At 64.5% G+C, this 19,543-nt stretch carries 15 protein-coding genes; 8 read left to right on the plus strand and 7 right to left on the minus strand.

Annotation, left to right across the window (positions count from 1 at the left end):
* Positions 1–172: 172 nt before the first annotated feature.
* From HBO19_RS07850 to HBO19_RS07880, 7 genes are all read left to right on the plus strand, one after another.
* Positions 173–1,216, plus strand: coding sequence for an ABC transporter substrate-binding protein (locus HBO19_RS07850; RefSeq protein ID WP_169953135.1), 1,044 nt, complete (start codon positions 173–175; stop codon positions 1,214–1,216).
* 15 nt (positions 1,217–1,231) lie between these two features.
* A complete protein-coding gene (locus tag HBO19_RS07855; protein WP_170057221.1) occupies positions 1,232–1,963 on the plus strand; it encodes a class II aldolase/adducin family protein in 732 nt (243 codons plus the stop codon).
* Between the two features lie 160 nt (positions 1,964–2,123).
* Positions 2,124–3,311: an LLM class flavin-dependent oxidoreductase gene (locus HBO19_RS07860; RefSeq protein ID WP_170057222.1), complete on the plus strand. Its 1,188-nt coding sequence runs from the start codon at positions 2,124–2,126 to the stop codon at positions 3,309–3,311.
* A gap of 2 nt (positions 3,312–3,313) precedes the next feature.
* Positions 3,314–4,870, plus strand: coding sequence for an ABC transporter substrate-binding protein (locus HBO19_RS07865; RefSeq protein ID WP_170057223.1), 1,557 nt, complete (start codon positions 3,314–3,316; stop codon positions 4,868–4,870).
* Complete coding sequence (locus HBO19_RS07870; protein ID WP_170041272.1) at positions 4,863–5,933, plus strand: ABC transporter permease; 1,071 nt, start codon at positions 4,863–4,865, stop codon at positions 5,931–5,933. Before HBO19_RS07865 ends, HBO19_RS07870 begins: the two co-directional genes overlap by 8 nt.
* Entirely contained in the window at positions 5,930–6,766 is an 837-nt protein-coding gene (locus HBO19_RS07875; protein WP_170057224.1) for an ABC transporter permease, read from the plus strand. Before HBO19_RS07870 ends, HBO19_RS07875 begins: the two co-directional genes overlap by 4 nt.
* On the plus strand, positions 6,763–8,541 hold the full coding sequence (locus HBO19_RS07880; RefSeq protein WP_170057225.1) for an ABC transporter ATP-binding protein: 1,779 nt from the start codon (positions 6,763–6,765) through the stop codon (positions 8,539–8,541). Before HBO19_RS07875 ends, HBO19_RS07880 begins: the two co-directional genes overlap by 4 nt.
* 34 nt (positions 8,542–8,575) lie before the next feature.
* Here the strand turns inward: HBO19_RS07880 and HBO19_RS07885 are convergent, their stop codons facing one another.
* The 7 genes from HBO19_RS07885 to HBO19_RS07915 all read right to left on the minus strand — a co-directional run bounded on the left by HBO19_RS07885 (position 8,576) and on the right by HBO19_RS07915 (position 18,024).
* The gene (locus tag HBO19_RS07885; protein ID WP_170057226.1) at positions 8,576–9,034 is read right to left on the minus strand and encodes a transposase; all 459 of its coding nucleotides are present in this window, start codon (positions 9,032–9,034) and stop codon (positions 8,576–8,578) included.
* 118 nt (positions 9,035–9,152) lie between these two features.
* On the minus strand, positions 9,153–10,247 hold the full coding sequence (locus HBO19_RS07890) for an LLM class flavin-dependent oxidoreductase (RefSeq protein ID WP_170057227.1): 1,095 nt from the start codon (positions 10,245–10,247) through the stop codon (positions 9,153–9,155).
* Between the two features lie 12 nt (positions 10,248–10,259).
* Positions 10,260–12,821 carry a TonB-dependent receptor plug domain-containing protein gene (locus HBO19_RS07895; protein ID WP_170057228.1) on the minus strand — a complete coding sequence of 854 codons (2,562 nt, stop codon included), beginning with the start codon at positions 12,819–12,821 and terminating at the stop codon, positions 10,260–10,262.
* 129 nt (positions 12,822–12,950) lie between these two features.
* Positions 12,951–14,525, minus strand: a complete 1,575-nt coding sequence (locus HBO19_RS07900; RefSeq protein ID WP_170057229.1) for an ABC transporter substrate-binding protein — start codon at positions 14,523–14,525, stop codon at positions 12,951–12,953.
* Positions 14,512–15,714, minus strand: coding sequence for an LLM class flavin-dependent oxidoreductase (locus HBO19_RS07905; RefSeq protein WP_169953158.1), 1,203 nt, complete (start codon positions 15,712–15,714; stop codon positions 14,512–14,514). Before HBO19_RS07905 ends, HBO19_RS07900 begins: the two co-directional genes overlap by 14 nt.
* Before the next feature lie 13 nt (positions 15,715–15,727).
* Complete coding sequence (locus HBO19_RS07910; RefSeq protein ID WP_170057230.1) at positions 15,728–16,951, minus strand: alpha/beta fold hydrolase; 1,224 nt, start codon at positions 16,949–16,951, stop codon at positions 15,728–15,730.
* A gap of 14 nt (positions 16,952–16,965) precedes the next feature.
* Positions 16,966–18,024, minus strand: coding sequence for an ABC transporter substrate-binding protein (locus HBO19_RS07915; RefSeq protein ID WP_169953162.1), 1,059 nt, complete (start codon positions 18,022–18,024; stop codon positions 16,966–16,968).
* 403 nt (positions 18,025–18,427) lie between these two features.
* On the opposite strand from HBO19_RS07915, the gene HBO19_RS07920 reads away from it, so the two are divergent.
* Positions 18,428–19,504: a sigma-54 dependent transcriptional regulator gene (locus HBO19_RS07920; protein WP_169953164.1), complete on the plus strand. Its 1,077-nt coding sequence runs from the start codon at positions 18,428–18,430 to the stop codon at positions 19,502–19,504.
* The last annotated feature ends 39 nt before the right edge of the window (positions 19,505–19,543 follow it).

Here is a 19,543-nt window from a genome sequence, read left to right on the forward strand (position 1 = left end):
GAGCAGCAACCGCGTCACGCCGGCTGCTGGGTCAGCAGCAGTGCTGTTGGCAGGCCAGCAGCCCTCTGCCTGACGTTTGCGCCAAGCCCTTGCGCAGCGGGGCTTTGGCCATTTGGCACGGCCTCTGCAATAGCTCCCGGCAACTGCCTTGCCCAATTCAATGGAGCTGCCTATGACCCTTTGCGCTGTCTTGCCCACGCCCACCCTGGAGCAGATCTGGTTCACCCGTTGCCCGGTGCCGACCGCTTCCGGGATCGCCTACAAGCTGGGTTGGTTGAGCGAGGAATTCGCCGCCGACGGCCTGCCGGTCGCCACATTGCAGGAGGCTCGTCAACTGGGCCGTCACCATTACGATCACGACCTGCCGGGACTGTTTCGCGAAGGCGGCAACGTCCCGGCATTGGCCGCCCGCGCGGGTGGTGCACCAAGCCGGCTGATCGGCCTGACCTGGATTGAAGAGTGGCAAACCATCCTGGTCCGCCCGGACTCCGGCATCAGCCGCCCCGCAGACCTCAAAGGCAAGCGCCTGGCGCTGCCGGCCTGGGGCGACAACCGTCCCGGCAGCATCGCCCGGGCCATGAGCCTGCATGGCTACAAAGGCGCGCTGAGCCTGGCCGGCCTGGGCTTTGACGATGTACAGCTGGTGGAAGTGGCGTTGCAGGACCAACAACAGGCGCCCGACCCGCAGCAGGGTTTGCAGCGCCTGTGGTCCGGCCTGGATTACCTGGTGCGTGGCGAGGTGGATGCGGTGTACGTCAAGGGCGCATCGGCCGCCGATGCCGCGCGCCGCCTGGGGTTGGTGGTGGGCATTGACCTGGACCTGATCGCCGAGCCGCGCTACCGCATCAACAACGGCACGCCACGCCCGATCACGGTCCACCAGGACCTGCTGGACAACCATTTCGACCTGGTGGTGCGCTTCCTCGCGCAAACCCTTGGCGCCGCCGACTGGGCGGCGAACAACCGTGAGGCCCTGAACGCCATCCTCGAAGAAGAAACCCGCGCCGGCAGTGCCGGTGTGGCCGAGGCCTATCGCGGCGACTTCCACACCACATTGGCGCCGGATTTGTCGGCCCAGCGTCTGGAGTTTCTCGGCGTCCAGAAAGATTTCCTCTACCTGCACGGCTTCCTGGAGCGCGATTTCGCCATCGCCGACTGGGTCGACCCGCGCCCCCTGCAAGCTGCCCATGAACTGTTGGCCAAGCGCCGCGCCTGAACCTGGAGAAACCCCATGACTGCGATTGTCCTCGCTCAACCCATCAGCCAGCCCCTGCAAGACTTCATCGACAAGGTGCTGCTGGAAGCCGAAGAGGCCTTCACCGTGTTCCGCGAAACCAACACCATCACCGCCAATGGCACGGTCGGCTTTGTCGAGCGCGTACCCGGCGAAGAGCTGCTGGTGTCCGTCAACTACGGTGGGCCCTGGAACTACCGCAAGCCGCTACAGGCCACGGTCAGCGACTTTGCCGGCAACCTGATCTACGGCAAAGGCAAGGGCGGGGCAGGGCGCTACACCAAGCTGTTCGTGCAGCACCCGGACGTGACCACCGTGTCCCACGTGCACTCGCCGTACCTCGGCGCCTGGGCCCAGACCCACCGCACCTTGCCGTTCCACTACGTGCCGGTGCAGCGTTACCAACTGGCCCGCGAGCTGCCGGTGTACATCGACCGACGCCAGCAGGAAGTGGACTTCATCCTCGACAAAATCGCCGAGAACCCTTTCAACCTGGCGATCCTCGAAGCCAACGGCGGCGCCACGGTGTGGGGCAAGCAGGGCCTGCGCGCCACCGCAGAATTCATTGTGTTGCTGGAGGAGGGCGCGCAACTGCAATTGCTCGCCGACGCCCTGGGTGGCTCCCGCGCCTACGGCCCTGGGGTGCTGACCCAGCAATGGAAAATGAGCGGCCTGTATGAGCAAGCCACGGCCCTGGGCCTGGTCCCGGCCATCGACCGCCGCACCTGACCCTTGTGGGAGCTGGTTTACCGCTATCGCCGGCAAGCCGGCTCCTACAGTGGGCCGGCGTCGCATCACCTTTGTAGGAGCTGGCTTGCCAGCGATGAAGCCGGTATGCCGAACGCCGATTGCCTGGCGTTTTATAGAATGTTTTCAAGGATGCTTTGCCATGGCTGTAAAAATCCTCTGGTACCTCACCACCCCCGATGGGCCATACCCTTGGGAGCCCGAAGGCCGCTGGAAAACCGACTTCGAACACCTCAAGCAGCTGGCCATCGCCAGTGACCGCCTGGGCTTCTACGGTTCGCTGCTCGGCTCCAGCCCCAACGAAAGCCTGGTGGTCGCCGCCTCGCTGATCGACGCGACCCAGCGCCTGCGTTTTCTGGTGGCGCAACACCCCGGCGAGCTGTCGCCGGCGGTCCTGGCCAAGTGGGCGTTGACCTTCGACCAGTTCTCCAACGGCCGCCTGCTGTTCAACGTGGTCAACGGCAACGACGCCGGCCTGGCCACCCTCGGCGTGCATTACCCCCACTACGAACGCTATGCCTTCAGCCTCGAATACTGGCGGGCGTTCCAGGGTTTCTACGCCGGCGATACCAGCGGTTTCGACGGCCAGTACGTCAAGCTCGCCCCCCGTGCCCCCGGCGCCGCCAATCATCCTTTGGGTGGCTGGCATCCGCCGCGCCAGAAACCCGGGATCCCCTTGTGGGGCGCCGGTACTTCCGGGCCCGGCGTGGCCCATTCGGTGCAGTTGCTCGACGTCTACCTGAGTTTTGCCAATACCCCGCCCAAGCTGGGCGACAAGTTTCGCAAGGTGGCCGCCGAAGCCGCAAAAATCGGCCGCGAACTGACCTTTGGCACGCGCCTGCAAATCATCGTGCGCGAGACCGAAGAAGAGGCGTGGGCCCACGCCGAGAAACTGCTGCAACGCACCTCGCTGCAAACCGCACGCAACGCCATCGAACGCCAGTTGCCGGCCGGCGTCAGCTTCGATGAGTTCCACAGCGACGATCCACAGACCCAGCGCAACCTCGAGACCGTTCGTGCGGGCCGCCTGCCCACCGCCCGCGACCTGGAGATCTACCCCAACGTATGGCTCGGCCCAAGCCTGTTTGGCTTCAATATCCTCGGCCCTGCGGCGGGCACTTACCTGGTGGGCAGCGCCGAGCAGGTTGCCGAGCGTATCCGCGAGTACGAGGCCCAGGGTACCTCGGCCTTTATCCTTTCCGGTTTCCCGCTGATTGACGAAGCGCACCGCGTGGCGGACCTGTTGTTCCCGCTGCTGGAGCTGGACCACGGCTTTGACGTGCCGCGTCTGGGCGTCACCCACAAGCTCGTGCAGCTGGATGAGGCCTGAGTATGGGTGATGGATTTTCCCGCCGAGCCTTCCTCGGCAGCAGCCTGGCGCTGGGCGGCGGTTTGCTGCTCGGTGGCTGCGACGCAGGCCCGGCCAGCCAGGGCGCGGTGCTGCTGTCGAGCAAACCGGTGAGTGGCGGACGCCTGCGTATCGGCATTATCGACGGCGACCAGTCCGGTAACCTCGATGCCCACAAGCCGGTGGGCGGCGGGATCATCCGGGGCTGGGCGCTGTACAGCAAGTTCTGGGAATGGAACACCGACGTCAGCACCCGCCTGGCCCTGGCCGAATTCGCCGAGCCCAATGCCGATGCCAGCGCCTGGACCATCCGCATCAAGCCGGGCCTGGAGTTTCATCACGGCAAGACCATTGGCGCCGATGACATGCTGTTCTCGCTGCTGCGCCTGACCGATCCCAAGCTGGCGTCACCGTTTGCCGGGCTGGTGGGGGCGATTGACCGCAATGCTTTGCGCAAGCTCGATGAGCGCACCATCGAAATCCGCTTCAAGCAGGGGCAGAGCTTTTTCCCCCTGGATGAAACCCTGATCAGCTTTGGCGGCATTGTCCCCACCGACTACGACCCGGTGACCAACCCGGTCGGCGCCGGGCCCTACAAGCTCAAGCGTTTTATTCCTGGCCAGCGCTCGCTCTACAGCCGCTTTGAAAACTACTACAAGCCCGGCCAGCCATACGCCGACGAGCTGGAAATCATTGAATTCAAGGATCAGGTGTCGCGCGTCGCAGCCCTGCGCGCCGGGCAAATTGACGTCGCCAGTGGGGTGCAGGCTGAACACAGCGCCTTGCTCAAGGCCGATGCGCGGTTGAGCCTGTGTGTCTCGCCAAGTACCTCGTTTACCGGCTTGAACCTCAACCTGGCCAAGCCACCGTTTGACGATGTGCGGGTGCGCCAGGCCTTCCGCTTGTTGGCCGATCGCCAGGAACTGGTGGACCGTGGCCTCAACGGCTTTGGGCGAATCGCCAACGACCTGTATTCGCCCCACGACCCGACCTACAACCACACGCTGGCCCAGCGCCCGTATGACCTGGAGCAAGCGCGTTCACTGCTGCGCCAGGCCGGGCAAAGCGATCTGCGCGTGGAACTGACCAGCACCCCGGGCCCCGGCGTCAATGCGGCACTGGTGTTCGCCCAGCAGGCAAAAAAGGCCGGGGTCGAGGTGCGCGTGACCCAGGTTGACGGCGCGGTATTCAACGGCCCGCAGCGGGAACAATGGCAAGTGTCGCCCGGCTCGACCCCGGCCCGGGGTTTCCTGGCGTCGGCGTTGCACAACGACGCGCCCCTGGCGATCTACAACCGCAGCAACTTTCATGACCCCCGTTTCGCCGACCTGTACCGCCAGGCCCTGGCCCAACCCGACCTGGCGCTGCGCAAAGGCCTGGTGCACGAGGCCCAGCAGATCCAGCACGAGCGCGGTGGCCTGCTGATCTGGGGCTTCAACGATGTGCTGGATGCCGCCTCGGTACGGGTTGGCGGGCTGGGCCCGGAACAGACTACCTTTGCCTCCTGGCGCTTTGATGAGTTGTGGTTGAACCATGTCTGAGTCGTCCTGCGTCACCCCACACCGCGCCCCACGTACACCGGCCTGGCTGTCCTGGTTTATCGGGCGCCTGGGCTACGGCCTGCTTACCGGCTGGGTCATCAGCCTGGTGGTGTTTATCGCCACCCAGGCACTGCCATCCGACCCGGCGCGGGTGATCCTCGGCCCGGATGCGCCGCTGGAAAGTATCCTTACCCTGCAACGCCAACTGGGCCTGGACCAGCCGATCCTCTGGCAATACGTGCGCTGGCTGGGCGCCGCCTTGAGCGGTGAACTGGGGGTGTCGCTGGACTCCAACGCGCCGGTGGCCAGCATCCTCTGGGGGCGGTTTGGCTACACCCTGGCGTTGCTTGCCGGGGTGATCGCGCTGGTGGTGCCGGCAGCCCTGGTGCTTGGCGTGTCCCTGGCTTTGCGCCGGGACAGCACCCTGGACCGCTGGAGCCTGTCGCTGTTGATTTTCCTCAAGGCCACGCCGGGGTTTCTCCTGGCCATCGGCCTGGTGCTGCTGTTTTCCATGCCCCATATGGGCTGGCTGCCGGCCGTGTCGATCCTCGATCCGGACCTGTCGCTATGGCGCCAACTTAAGTTCCTGATCCTGCCGGTGTTGGCCCTGAGCCTGTCGGCGCTGCCTTATCTGACGCGCATGGTGCGCGCGGCGCTGATTGACGCGCTGGAATCCGACTACGTGATCGCCGCGCGCCTGCGCGGTATTCCCAGGTGGCGCATTGTCTGGTGCCACACCTTGCCCAATGCCCTGGTGCCGGCGATCCAGGGTGTGGCCCTGACCCTGCGCACGCTGATCGGCGGCGCGGTGCTGGCCGAGGTGATCTTCAGCTACCCCGGCATCGGCACTGCCCTCAATGCGGCGATCCAGATGCGCGACCTGCCGATGATCCAGGCCATTGTGCTGGTGATCACCCTGGCGGTGGTGCTGATCAATCTGCTGGCCGACCTGTTGACGGTGCTGCTGACCCCCAAACTGCGCACGGCCCGCCGTGTGACCATGATCCAGCGCAACCGCCGGGGCATTACCCCGTGGTGGCGGCGCTCCCGAGGTGATGCATGACGACCCCTGGCACTTGGCGCTGGCTGGCTGAACCCCAGGCCCGCAAAGGTTTGGTGATTACCCTGCTGGTGGTGGCCGTGGCCCTGGTCGGCCCCCTGTTGGCACCGCACGGCCCGACGGACATGGTCGGCCCGGTGTACGGTGCGCCGGCCGTCGGGGCCTGGCTGGGCTACGACTTTCTTGGTCACGATGTGCTGTCGCGCTTGCTCAGTGGCGGCCTGTCGGTGTTGTGGATGTCAGTGGCCGCGGCGGTCATCGCCCTGGCCATCGGTACCACCCTGGGCTTGCTCGCGGGCCTGTCGCGGCGGCGCCTGGATCAGTTGATTACCTGGTCGGCAGACGTCTGCCTGGCGTTTCCCGACCTGATCCTGGTGCTGTTGATCGTGTCGATGCTCGGGCGTGCGCCGTGGCTGATTGTGCTCACGGTGTCGATCGCGTTCATCCCTGGGGTGATCCGCCTGGCGCGGGCCAGCGCGGTGGCCGTGGCGGGGCAGGAGTTTGTCGAGGCGGCGCAGATGATGGGCTATTCCCGACGGCGCATTCTGTTCCAGGAGATCCTGCCGAACATCCTCACGCCGTTGTTGGTGCACTTGGGCAACATGCTGACCTGGGGTGTAGGCATGCTCTCGGGCCTGAGCTTCCTCGGCTATGGCGTGGCCCCGCCGACGGCGGACTGGGGCCTGATGATCAACGAAAACCAGGCCGGGCTGCTGGTCCAGCCCTGGGCCGTGCTCGCGCCGGCGCTGCTGATCGGCGTATTTGCCTACGGCACCAATATCCTCGCCGAAGGCATCGGCCGCAGCAGTGCGCGGATGGGAGAAAAACAGCCATGAACGCCATTACCGAAATCGACACCCGGGTGTTGCAGGTCCAGGACTTGCGGGTGGAACTGCCGGGCCAGGTGGATGTGGTGTCCGGGGTGTCCTTCACCCTGCAGGCCGGTGAAATTCTGGGCCTGGTGGGGGAGTCCGGCTCGGGCAAGACCACCCTGGCCACGGCCTTGCTGGCCCATGCCCGGCGCGGCGCACGCATCGTTGGCGGGCAAGTGCAGGTGGCCGGCCAGGCCTTGTTGGAGCTGCACGGCGAAGCCTTGCGCCAGGCCCGTGGCAGCCTGATCGGCTACGTTGCCCAGGACCCTGCCACCGCGCTGAACCCGGCGTTGCGCATTGGCACATTGTTGGCCGAAACCCTGGCCGCCCATCAACGCCCTCTCGATCGCGCCACACAACAGCAGCGCATTGCCCAGACCCTGATCGACGTGGGCTTGCCCGGCGACCATGAGTTCCTGCGGCGCTTTCCCCATCAATTGTCCGGTGGTCAGCAACAGCGGGTGATGCTGGCGCTGGCCTTCGTCCTGCGCCCGCGCCTGATTGTGCTGGATGAGCCGACCACGGCCCTGGACGTCAGCACCCAGGCGCACATCCTCGCCACGTTGCGCCGGCTGTGCAAAAGCCAGGGCGTGGCGGCGGTGTATGTGTCCCATGACCTGGCGGTGATCAAGGATCTGGTGGACAGGGTGATGGTCATGTATGCCGGGCGTATCGTCGAATCCGCCAGCCGCGCCGCACTGTTCAGCCTGCCGTCCCATCCGTATACCCGAGGCTTGTTGGCGGCGATCCCCGATGTGGCCGGGCGCCGCGAATTACAGGCCATCGCCGGCCACGCCCCAGCGCCTGGGCAACGCCCCCAGGGCTGTGGGTTCGGCCCGCGCTGCGCGCGTTTTGGCCCACGTTGCGCGCTGGCCGAGCCTGCGTTGCAGGCGTTTGCGCAGGGCCACACGGTGGCCTGTTTCGACCCCCATGACCAACCGCCGCAGGTCATTGCCCTGACACCGATTGCCGACAGTCATGGGCAAACCGCTGCGCCGTTGCTGGAGATATCCGGCCTGAACGTCGCCTATGACCGCCAGGTGTTGTTCGAGGTGTCGTTGCAACTGCGGCCGGGCGAATGCCTGGCGCTGGTGGGTGAGTCGGGCTCCGGCAAGACCAGCCTGGCCCGGGCCGTCGCCGGTCTTGGCGAGAACGCCGAGGGCGAGCTGCATTATGCCGGGCGCCCCTTGCCCCTCCAGGCGAGACAACGGGACGCGGGGCTGCGCCACCAGATCCAATACATCTTCCAGAACCCGTACCGCGCCTTGAATCCCCGGCAAACCGTGTACCAGACCCTCAGCGCACCGCTGCAGCACTTTTTCGCGATCAACGGCCAAGCTGCCCGCGAACGAGTGCATGGCGTACTCAAGCGTGTCTCGCTGGCAGCCTCGGTGGCCGACCTGTATCCCCACAGCCTGTCGGGCGGCGAACGCCAGCGCGTGGCCATTGCCCGGGCCCTGCTGTGTGAGCCGACCCTGCTGATCTGCGATGAAATCACCTCGGCGCTGGATGTCTCGGTACAAGCCTCGATCCTCGACCTGCTGCGCCAACTACAGCGTGACGGCTTGACGTTGCTGTTCGTGACCCACGACCTGGGCGTGGTACGGGCGATTGCCGACCGGGTGCTGGTGCTGAAAACGGGGCGGGTGGTGGAGCAGGGCGCGGTGGACCAGGTGCTGGACCAGCCCCAGGCGGCGTATACCCGCACGTTGCTTGAGCATTCGCCGACATTGGGCTGATGGGCACCGCTGCGCGGCGATCGCGTCGGTACATTCAAATCCATATTGCGTCCCACAACGGATAATCATGCACCCGCGTTACCAACCCGGCCCTCAACGGGTTGGCGACGATGTAGCGGGCGACTGTCGCAAGGTCCTCCTCACGGCGAATCGCTCGATCATGGAAACCCTTCTGCCAGAACCGACCTGACCGGCCCATACGCGCGTTCACCGCGCGAGCGCTGCGGGATTTGGTGGCAAGCATCAGCGCAGGGAGAATGCTTTGCTTGAGTTCGATCAGCCAATGAAAATGATCAGGCATCACCACCCAGGCCAGGGAGTCGGCGAGGCCTTCGATCTGTGCGTGGCGAAATTCATGCACAACCAATCGGCCAACACACCAGTCGGCAAAGACCGGTGCGCGATGTTGAGTGACGGCGGTAAGTAGGTAGATCTGACCAGATTGAGAATAGCGGCCATTGCGCAGATTTTTAGCGTGAGGAAGTGTGGACAATCCTTTGTCCTCCTGTTGGAAATACAGACGGGAAAGGCTAGTGCGGGGAATGCAAGAGTGAGGTGTGGCATTGACGCAGGATGTGTCCGTAAGGGCGCAATCGCCGGCAAGCCGGCTCCTACAATGCAAATGCATATGCGGCTTGCCGCCGCCGTACCTCTTCATGCACCGCCGGAATGATCCAGCGTCCGTAATCCACTGTGTCGTACAACGGGTCGTAACCCCGGTTGAGAAAGGTCGTCACTCCCAGGTCCACATAGTCGAGCAACGCCTGGGCCACGGTTTCCGGGGTGCCGACCAGGGCGGTGGTGTCGCCGTAGGCACCGACAGCGGTGGCGGTGGGCATCCATAGGGCGCGGTCGTGGCGGTCGCCCTGGGCGGCGGCGGCCAGCAGGCGTTCGGAGCCGGTGCCCTTGATCCGTTTCTGCCACGGGCTGCCTGCGGCAAACTGCGGGTTGGCCTTGATCTGCGCGAGGATCTGCTCGGCCCGTTGCCATGCCAGTTCCTCGGTCGCGCCCAGAATCAGGCGCACCGACAAACTCACCCGTGGCGCCTGCACCCCCGCCGCGCTGGCGGCGGCCTTGAGCTTGCCGATCTGTTCGGCGACGCCGCTCAACGGTTCGCCCCACAGCGCGTAGAGGTCCGCGTGCTTGACCGCAATCTGATAGGCAATGTCCGACGAGCCGCCAAACGAGATTGGGATATGGGGCTGCTGCAAGGGCTTGACCGGCGAGAACGCGCCCTTGATGTTGAAGTACTCGCCCTCGAAGTCGAACGGCTCTTCGGCGGTCCAGGTGCGCCGCACAATCTCCAAGTACTCATCGGTGCGTTTGTAGCGCGCGGTCTTGTCCAGCAGGAAGTCACCTTCCTGGGGTTCGGCGGTGATCCCGGTAATCGCGTGCAGGCGGATTCGCCCGCCACCGGTGGTGTGATCCAGGGTGGCGAATGAGCGGGCGGCGACCGTCGGCGGGGTCAGGCCCGGCCGGTGGGCGATCATGAAACCCAGGCGCTCGGTGTGGGCCGCCGCATACGCGGCGATCTGCAAGCTGTCGGCGCTGCCGGGGCCGCTGGCGATCAGCACGCGGTCAAAGCCCGCATGCTCATGGGCGCGCGCATGGTGGCGGATAAAATCGAGGTCAAAGTCGGGGCTGCGAACGCCACGGGTCTCGGACCACTGGCGAGGGAAAATCATGCCGACAAATTCAATGGACATGGGGTGCTCCGGTCAGAACTGATAGTCGACCTGGGCCAGCAGCGTGCGGCCAGGCATGGGTTGCAAAAAGGTATTGGTGGAACCGGCCAGGCCGCTGACGAAGTTCAGCTCGTTGGTCAGGTTCAGCACGCGCAAGGTGGTGCTCCACTGCGGCTGGCGGTAGTACACGGCAAGGTCGAGGTTGTATTCGTTGGGGATCTTCACGGTCTTGCTCAGGTTCAAGTACCAACTGCTGGTCCACCAGCCGGACAGTTCGGCACCCAAGCCTGAGTCGAAGCGATAATCCACATAGCCACTGGCGGTGTATTCGGGGATCTGCACCGCATCAAAGCGCCCGGACGCGCGCTGGTTGAGGCTGTTGTTATCGCCAAACACGGTGCCGTTGTCGGGGATGAACCCGGCGGAGGCAAAGCCGGCCTGGGAGGTGAATTCGTTGTAGGCATTGAGCTTGGACAGGTTCAGGCCGCTGCGCAGATGTTCGTCGGGCTGGTAGCGCACGGTGGCCTCGACGCCTTTGATGATCAGCCTGGCAATGTTGTTATTGCTGTCGGGCGCCTGGTCCCGGGCCTGCTTGAAGGCGGCCAGGGTCATGAACAGCTCGTTGGGCACGGCCTCGACCTTGACCCCCACTTCGTGCAACACGCTCAGGCTCTGGAACGCCAGCGGGTTGAGCTGGTTGGCGCCAGTGCCGCTGCCCCAGCCCAGGCCGTTGGAAAAGAACCCGGTGTTGACGGCCAGCGAACGGTCGAAGGTGTAGTAGAGCGTGGTGTTGTCCGTGGGCTTGACGTAGGGGCTGACCTGGAAGGCAAACAGGCGGTAGTTGTCGCTGTCCTGACGCCGATTGCCACCGGCCAGCACGAACGGGTTCTCGATCTCGGCTTCGATCCAGCTGCGGCTGGCGCCGATATTCAAGCCCAGGTAATCGCCATATTTGAGGTTGTGCTGGCTGAACAGGGTTTTGGTGACCCAGGTGCTTTCGGCGGTGTAGGGCGCTACCGACTCGGCGTACAACCCATGCCCGGCCGGGAACATCGCCGGCAGGCTCAACCAGCCGTAGTAGTTGGAGTATTGCGCGACGCCCGGTTGGCCGATCCACGCCCCATTGCCGCCGGCCGGGTTGGCACCGGTCAGGCCCAGCAGGTCGCCGGGGTTCTTGCCGGACGGGTTTTGGGTCAGGTCATAGGCGTTGATGGTCGAGCCGAAGCTGTTGTTGGCGGCAATCGACTGGTTGGACTCACGGCGGTAAATCAGCCCGCTGTTGCTGTCATCGCGCAGGGTCCAGGGGCCGAGGCGGGTTTCATTGCGTGAGCGAAACTCAAAGCGGTTGTCGAAGATATTGTCCTTGGACTGCACCTGGAACGCGCCCACCGCGTCGGTGGTGTCCCGGGAGCGCTGGTAGAACGTGCTGTTGGCGACGGTGATGGTCGGCGATAGGTCGGCCTCGATGCGCAGTTGCGTGGTAAAGCGCCGGGAGCTGCTTTCGTCCTCCTTGCGTTGCCCGGTTTGCGACGATAACGAGCGTTCGCCATTGCCTGCCAGCGTGGGGTCATATACCCAGCCGCGCAGGCTGCCGGGGTTGGCCTGGGTGTTGGGCGAGGCATTCTGGAAGCTGCCATCGACCACGGCGTATTGGCCCTGGGCATTGCGCTGGCGCTGCACCCAGCCCAGGGTCGGGGCATCGGCGGCCCCCGAGGCCAGGACCGGCGACCACAGGGTGTTGCCGTTCTGGATAATCGGCGTGGCGCGGCCGGCGTAATACTTGCCGTGGTCCACCAGGTCCTGGGTTGCGCGGTTCCAGCCGTGGGTGATGTTGTAGTCGTAGTAATCGTCGTAGCTGGCGTTCCAGTCCACCCGCACATTGTCATTGCGCCAGGCCAGGGCACCGTAGAACGCGTCGAAATTGTTGTCGACGTTGTCGTAGAAATCCTCCTGGCGCTGCTTGGTGATACTCAGGCGATAGGCCAGGTTGTCGCTGAGCGGGCCGGTGTTATCGACACTGAACTTGCCGCTGCTGCGTGAGGTGCCATCGGGTATCCACGAGCCCACTTCGCCGCTGAGCCTGGTCTTGAACTGGTTGAAGTCGGGTTTCTTGCTCAGGTAGTTGACGTAGCCGCCACTGCCGGACACCGAGCCATAGGTCACCGACGAAGGCCCGGCGACGATATCGGCGCCTTCATAGGCGTTGAAATTGGCCGGATGGCGCACGCCATAAGCGCGTTGGCCATCCTGGAACACTTCTGAGCCCTGGGCGCGGAACTGCGGGGCAATCCCGGCGTTCTGCCCACCGCCGCGGGTGATGCCGGGGGCATATTTGACCAGGTCGTCGGCGCTGCGGATCGAGTCGTTGGCCAACTGCTCGGCATTGATCTGCACAACTGAGCGTGGCGTGTCGAGCACCTTGGTTTCGGTGCCGCCATAGACCGAGGTCGGTGGGCGGGTGGGCAGGGCGTCGTCCTCGGACGCGCTGGCACTGGCCTGCACGGTCACGGTTTGCAGTTGGGTATCGGCGGCAAAGGCCTGGATTGGCAGGCCTGCCGCCAGCAGCAGGGGTAAACGCAAGGCGATAGCGTGCATGGCAAAAATGCCTCATCAAAAAATAAAAGGATGGCCCCCTCTAGGAGCCGGCTTGCCGGCGATGAGGCCCTTGAGGTTTGCTGTGTTTTCAAGGACGCCATCGCCGGCAAGCCGGCTCCTACAGGGGCGTCAGGCGCTGTCTTTGAGCCAGAGTTTTTCAAAGCGCCAGGTGCTGAACAGCGACTCTTCGGCCTGTGCGCCGCCAACGCGGGTGGACACGCCGTCGAGCAGGTCGGCATAGCCCCAGATCAACATGCCACCGCGCTCGTACTGGATCTGCTGCACCTGATGCACCAGTGCCTTGCGTTTTTCCAGGTCGGGCTGGGCCATGGCGGCCAGGAACAGTTCGCTGAACTGCGGGTCGTGGAAGTGGGTTTTATTGGACACTGCAAACGGTGCATCGGTGTGAATCGCACTGGCGAGGAACGGCGCGCCGATGCTGCCGCCGGTGCTCAGCGCCCAGTCGTTTTTCTGCGGGCCCTGGAAGGTCGCCAGGTCCACCTGCTTGACCTTGAGGGTCACGCCAATGCGCTTGGCTTGTTCGGCCAGCACCAGGGCCGAACTCAAACCGGTGCCGGGCGTGGTGATCAGCTCCACTTCAAGGTTCTCCTGGCCCGCTGCCTTGAGCAGTTGTGCTGCCCGTTGCGGGTCGTAGGGGCGCGGGCCGAGGCTGTGGTTGAAGGTCGGGTCGCTGGGCGCATACAGGTCATTGGCCACCCGGCCCTGGCCGTTGAGGGCGCGGCGCACCAGTTCTTCGCGGTCGGCCATCAGGCGCAAGGCTTCGCGCACCCTGGGGTCGTTGAACGGCGGCTTGTCCAGGTTCATATCGAACGACAGCCAATTGCCGCTCACCGATTTGATCACCTGCAGGCGCGGGTCCTTGGCCAGGATCGGCAACTGCTCGGTGGGCAGCACGTTGGCCATGTCGATCTGCCCGGCGCGCAGGGCGGCCAGGCGTGACACCTGATCCTTGAAGTCGATGATTTCCAGCTCGTCGGCGTAGGGCTTGCCATCCTTGTAGTAGTTCTCGAAACGGGTAAACAGCGAGCGCTGGCCGGGGGTGAAACTCTTGAGTTTGTAGGGCCCGGCACCCACCGGGTTGGTGACGGGGTGGTAATCCACCGGCACGATCCCGCCGAAGTTGACCCAGGTTTCCGCCAGCGGCAGGTAGCTGCGCCCGTCGCGAAAGTTCAGGCGCACGGTACGGTTGTCGAGCTTGACCAGGTTGTCGCGGTCCACCCAGTGCAACAGCGCGGCATAGGGCGAAGCCAGCTGCGGGTCGGTGAGGCGGCGGATCGAGAAGATCAGGTCATCGGCGTCGATGGTCTTGCCATTGTGAAACTCCAGGCCCGGGCGCAGGCGCAGGGTCCACGCGCTGGCGTCGGCATTCGGCTCTGCCAGCTCGGCCAGGGCCAGGCGCGGTTGCATCTGCTCGTCCCATTCCCACAGTTTGCTGTACAGCGCAAAGCCGCGCACGATGCCGCTGCCAATGGGCTTGTGGGCATCGAGGTTGCCGCTCTGGTTGCCGTCGAGGATCCCCAGGCGCAGGCGCCCACCGTAACGCGGCTGGTCATTGGCAATGCCGGCTGCCGGTGTGTCGGCGGGACCGCAACCGGCCAGCAGCAGGCCGCCGCCGACGGTGGCGCTGTAGCCGAGAAAGTCCCGGCGGCTGAGCAGTAAGGTCATGGTGTCAGGCTCCGCCATTGGCCGAGTGCAGCGCGCGCACGGGTTCCGGGGCGCGGCTTAGTTCGGCGCGTTCATTGCGAAAGTGCGGCAGGATGTGCTCGCCCAGGCGATAGGCCTCTTCCAGGTGCGGGTAGCCGGCAAGGAAGAACAGGTCGATGCCAATGGCGTTGTACTCACGGATCCGCGCCACCACGTTCTCGTAGCTGCCCACCAGCGCACAGCCAGGCGGGATGCCGATGTAGCCGAAGCCAGTCCACACATTGGGATGGATAAAAAAGTCCTCGAAGCCCTGGGTTTCGTTTTTCTCGGCAAAGCCTTGCTCGTAGCTCAACTTGCGCGCGGTGCGCAGGCCCGCGTGGGCGGCCACGGCCTTGACCGCGCCACGGGCGATGCCCTCGTCGAAGAAACGCTTGGCTTCGGTGCGCGCCAGTTCCTCGGTTTCGCGGGTGATGACGTCAATCGACAGGCCAAAGCGGATATCCGTGCGCCCCCACCTCAAGGCGCGCTCGCGCAAGTCTGCGATCAATGCCGCGATTTCATCGGGATGCTCGGCGCGCATCAGGTAGAAATCGGCATGCTTGGCGGCAAACTCGCGGGCGGCGATGGACGAGCCGGCGGTGCAGATCAGTGGCAGCTCGGCCTTCTTCAACGGCCCGCGCAGCCCGCCACCATCGGCCTTGTAGAACTTGCCGTCGTAGTGGAAGGTCTCGTTGTGCCAATAGCCCTTGACCACATCCATGAACTCGGTGGCGCGCTCATAGCGTTCGTCGTGGTCGCTGAAATCGCCGACCTGGCGCTGGATGGCGTCCGAACCGCCGTTGATGATGTTCCACACCAGGCGGTTGCCGGTGGCGCGCTGGTAGGTGGCAGCCTGTTGCACCGCGACCCACGGGGTGTAGTGGTAGGGCTGGAACGCCGTGACAAACTGCAGGGTGCGGGTTTCCCGGGCCAGCAGCGAGCACACCGTCCACGGTTCTTCGCCGGTGGGCGCGTTGACCATCAGCGCGCCGCCAAAGCCATTGATTTCGGCGGCCTTGGCGATTTGCCCGAGGTAGTCGATATAAGTGAAGTGATCGCCGACGCTGAAGCCAGACACCGCGCCGGTACTGGCGCCGCCCCGATGCCAGTCGCCACGGTTGCGCGGGTCGCCGGGCAAAAACTGGGTCTCGCCGTGCAGTGGCAGGCGGGTGAAGAATTCGATGCTCATGAAAACCTCCGGCTTATTGCACGCTGGGATTGCAGATCGGCGTGATCGGTTGGTCGTTGATGACCTTGTGGGCGAAGGGCACGGAGTCCTTCAGCGAGGCATTGACCGTCGGGCTATGGCCCAGGCCCTTGTACAGGTGGCCCTCGACGATGGAGCCGGCTTTGCACGCGTCCTGCATCAGTGCCACTTGGGTGGACGCCGCCGGGGTCTTGTCCTCGGCACCGGTGCCGATAAATACCGGCTGTGCGGTTTTCAGAGTGGGGTACGACACTTGCGCCAGCCACGGAGCGAGCTGCTTGCCCTGGTAGTCTTTCTTCGCGTTGGCCGGGGTCAGGCCGATGCCTTCGACGTCGCTGACCAGCGCCGCGAGGCAACTGGTGCGCGCCTGCTCGAACAGCGGCAGGGCCTTGTCGGTATAGAAGTCCCGGGGGTCGATGCTCGGGTCATATTGCTGGGCCGCGAGCAAGGTATAGAAGCCGTAGGCCAGGGACGCGTCGACCTTGTTGGGGTCCTGTTCACCCACGTTTTTCGCGCCGACGGTGTAGATCACCCCGGTGCCGATGCTGCCCTTGATCCCAAGGTCGGGCGCATAGGTGGCGGCATATGCGGCCGAGGCAAACGCGCCGGCGCCGCCCTGGGACTGGCCGACAATCAGCACCTTGTTCGCCAGCCCAGGCACACCCGCCACCACGGCCTTGGCCGCATCGAGAATGCCGTAGGCGGCCATGCGATTGTTCAGCAACGGATGCCCGCCGGGGACGCCCAGGCCCTGATAATCGGTGGCGACCACGGCAAACCCTTCATCCAGCCAGCGGCTGAGGTACTGCACGTCACGGTACGAACGGCCCTGCCACGACGGCGCGCACACATCAGCGACCCCGACCGTGCCATGCCCCCAACTGGCCACCGGCCAACCGCCGGCCGGAGCCTTGCCCTTGGGCAGGAACAGGGTGCCGGAGACCACCACCGGGGTTTTGTTGTCGATGCCATCGGTGGAGGTATAGAGAATGCGCTGGGCACTGGCGGCATTGGGCAGGCTCAGGGTTTTTTCCAGGGGTTCGCTGCGCAGCAGTTTGCCGGGGGTGGCCGGGATGACTTTTTCCCAGGTGTAGAACGCCGAGACACGGCCATCGCCTTGCAGTGGGTCGGGCTTGGGCGCGTGCACGTCGGCCGCCAGGGCGCTCATGGACAGTGCCAGGATGCTGAGGCCGAAGGCGAAGGAGCGGGGCAGATTCATCGGTAATTTCCCTATCAAGGTTGGGTGCTGACCTGGCCACGCAGGGCAGGCCAGTAGTCGGTGAGTTGCAGGTCGATCAGGGCCTGGCGGGTAAAGCCGGTGGCCAGGGACGGGCTGATGTCGTAGTGGTCGCGGATCAGGTGGTTGGCCAGGGCGTAGGCCGTCAGCGCCTGGTAGTGGGCCTTGAGCTGCGCGTCGCTTTTCGGCGCCCAGCGTTCTTGCCAGGCCACCGGGTCGTCCTGGTCATCACGGCGCAGCACGCTTTCAGCGGTGCCGGCGCGCGAAGACAATTGGTAATAGGCGTCCTGGTTCTGCGTCTGGGAAATCCACCAGGCAGCCTTGACCCAGGCCGTGGCGAGCAATTGGGTGATATCCGGGTGCTGCTGCACAAAGGCGTCGGTGCCCCACAGGTCGGAGATCAGCCGCCAGTCGTTGCTGCCTTGCTTGGTCGACCAGATGATCTTGCCCACGCCCTTGTCTTCCAGGGCATAGGCCTCGCTCAACAGCACCGCTGCATCGACCTTGCCGGCCGACACCGCCGCCGCGCCGACTTGCGGGTTGAGGTTGGCGATCTTGAAGTCGTCGAGCTTGAGGCCCTTGCTCGCCAGGAAGTTACTGAAGGCAAACTCCCAGGGGCGGCCACGGTGCAGGGCCAGGCGCTTGCCCTTGAGGTCTTCGATGCTGTTGGCGCTGGAGCCGGCGGGCACCACCAGGTAGATGTTATTGCCGCTGCCGCCGGGCACGATCAACTTGCCCGGCACGCCACCGGCTCCGGCGATCACCGAGGGCAGGTCACCGCGCACGGCGAAGTCCAGGGTGTTGTTGCTGAAGCCTTCGTTGATCTGCGGGCCGGCGCCGGCGTGGGGCAGGGCGATCCATTGCAGCTTGACCCCGCGCTCGCGCAGTTGCGTTTCCAGCCAGCCATCCTCGATCACCCGCCCGGCGATCCCACCGAATACCGGCTTGCCGCCCTGGGTGTAGGCGACGATGGCGATTTTTACCGAGGCTGGCGGCTGCGCCAGCGCGAGCGTACTGACCAGCACAGCGAACAATGCGGCGATCCATTTATTCATCGAGATTCCCCTGCCAATTTGAAGACCTGCCCTGGTAGAAGCCCGGCTTGCTGGCGATGAGGCCGTTGAGCCTTGCAGCGTTTAACCGCACGCCATTGCCGGCAAGCCGGCTCCTCCAGGGGAGGGTGTTGGCAGGGAGAGAGCAGATTGCATGCCAGCGTCGCTCGAATGCCCTCAGAGCCCCAACAACCGTGGCCTGTAGCGTTTACCGCGGGGCGCTGGCGCACGCCCGGTTGTTGATGGATAGACAGGCAACTGCTGGCCGGTTGCTGCTCCAGCAGCAGCCGTGGCGTGCAGTGTTGGTATATGCGATGTGGGAATATATAAATACGAATTAATAATTAAATGGTCTAGAAAACTTCATGCACTATTGAGCACGCGCTTTTACTGCCAGGAATGCACCATGTCGTTGATCACTCATCCCAATGCCCGCGAATTGACCAAGTCGGTGCGTGCCACCGTGCTGGTGTTCAAGGACCCGCGCTCCCAGGAATTGCTGGCGCGGATCGAGCGCCTGGCGCCCAGCGAGGCCAATACCTTGATCATTGGCGAAACGGGCACCGGCAAGGAACTGGTGGCGCGGCACATCCATAACCTGAGCCGGCGCGGCCGCGAACCGTTTGTGGCGGTGAACTGCGGGGCCTTTGCCGAAACCCTGGTGGAGAGCGAGTTGTTCGGCCATGAAAAAGGTGCGTTCACCGGCGCCACCACCCATAAGGCCGGTTGGTTCGAAGCGGCCAACGGCGGCACGTTGTTCCTCGATGAAATTGGCGATTTGCCGTTGAACATGCAGGTCAAGTTACTGCGGGTGTTGCAGGAGCGCGAAGTGGTGCGCCTGGGCTCGCGCACGCCGATCCCGATCAATGTGCGCCTGGTGGCCGCCACCAACGTCAACCTGGCCGACGCGGTGGTCGCCGGGCATTTTCGCGAGGATCTGTTCTACCGCCTGCACGTCGCGACCATCCGCCTGCCGCCACTGCGCGAACGCCCCGGCGACATCCTGCCCCTGGCGGAGTTTTTCCTCGAAGAACATTGCCAGCGCCTGGGCTACAACCGCGCAAGCCTGAGCCCGGAAGCCGAGCGCAAAATGCTCGAGCACAGCTGGCCGGGCAACATTCGCGAACTGGAGAACGCCATCCACCACGCCTTGCTGGTGTGCCGCAACCAACGGGTGCAGCCTGCGGACCTGCACCTGGTGGACATGCGCTCGTCCGGCATCCGCCAGGACGAAGCCAACCACGCCCTGCCGGCCCCCAGCGGCCCGGTGGACCTGGAAGCGGCGCTCAATGCACTGTTCGAGCAGAACATCCCGGACCTTTACGAGCACATTGAAGAAACCGTGTTTCGTGCAGCGTATCGCTACTGCCATGGCAACCAATTGCAGACCGGGCGCTTGCTCAATATCAGCCGCAATATCGTGCGGGCGCGGCTGGAGAAGATAGGGGAGTTGGGCAAGCCGGCGTTGCTTGAGGGGCAGTGATGAGGTTGGGCTGCCTGGCAGCCGAACCTGTGGGAGCGG

The organism is Pseudomonas sp. WS 5021, from assembly GCF_012985535.1.
Classification (GTDB): Bacteria; Pseudomonadota; Gammaproteobacteria; order Pseudomonadales; family Pseudomonadaceae; genus Aquipseudomonas.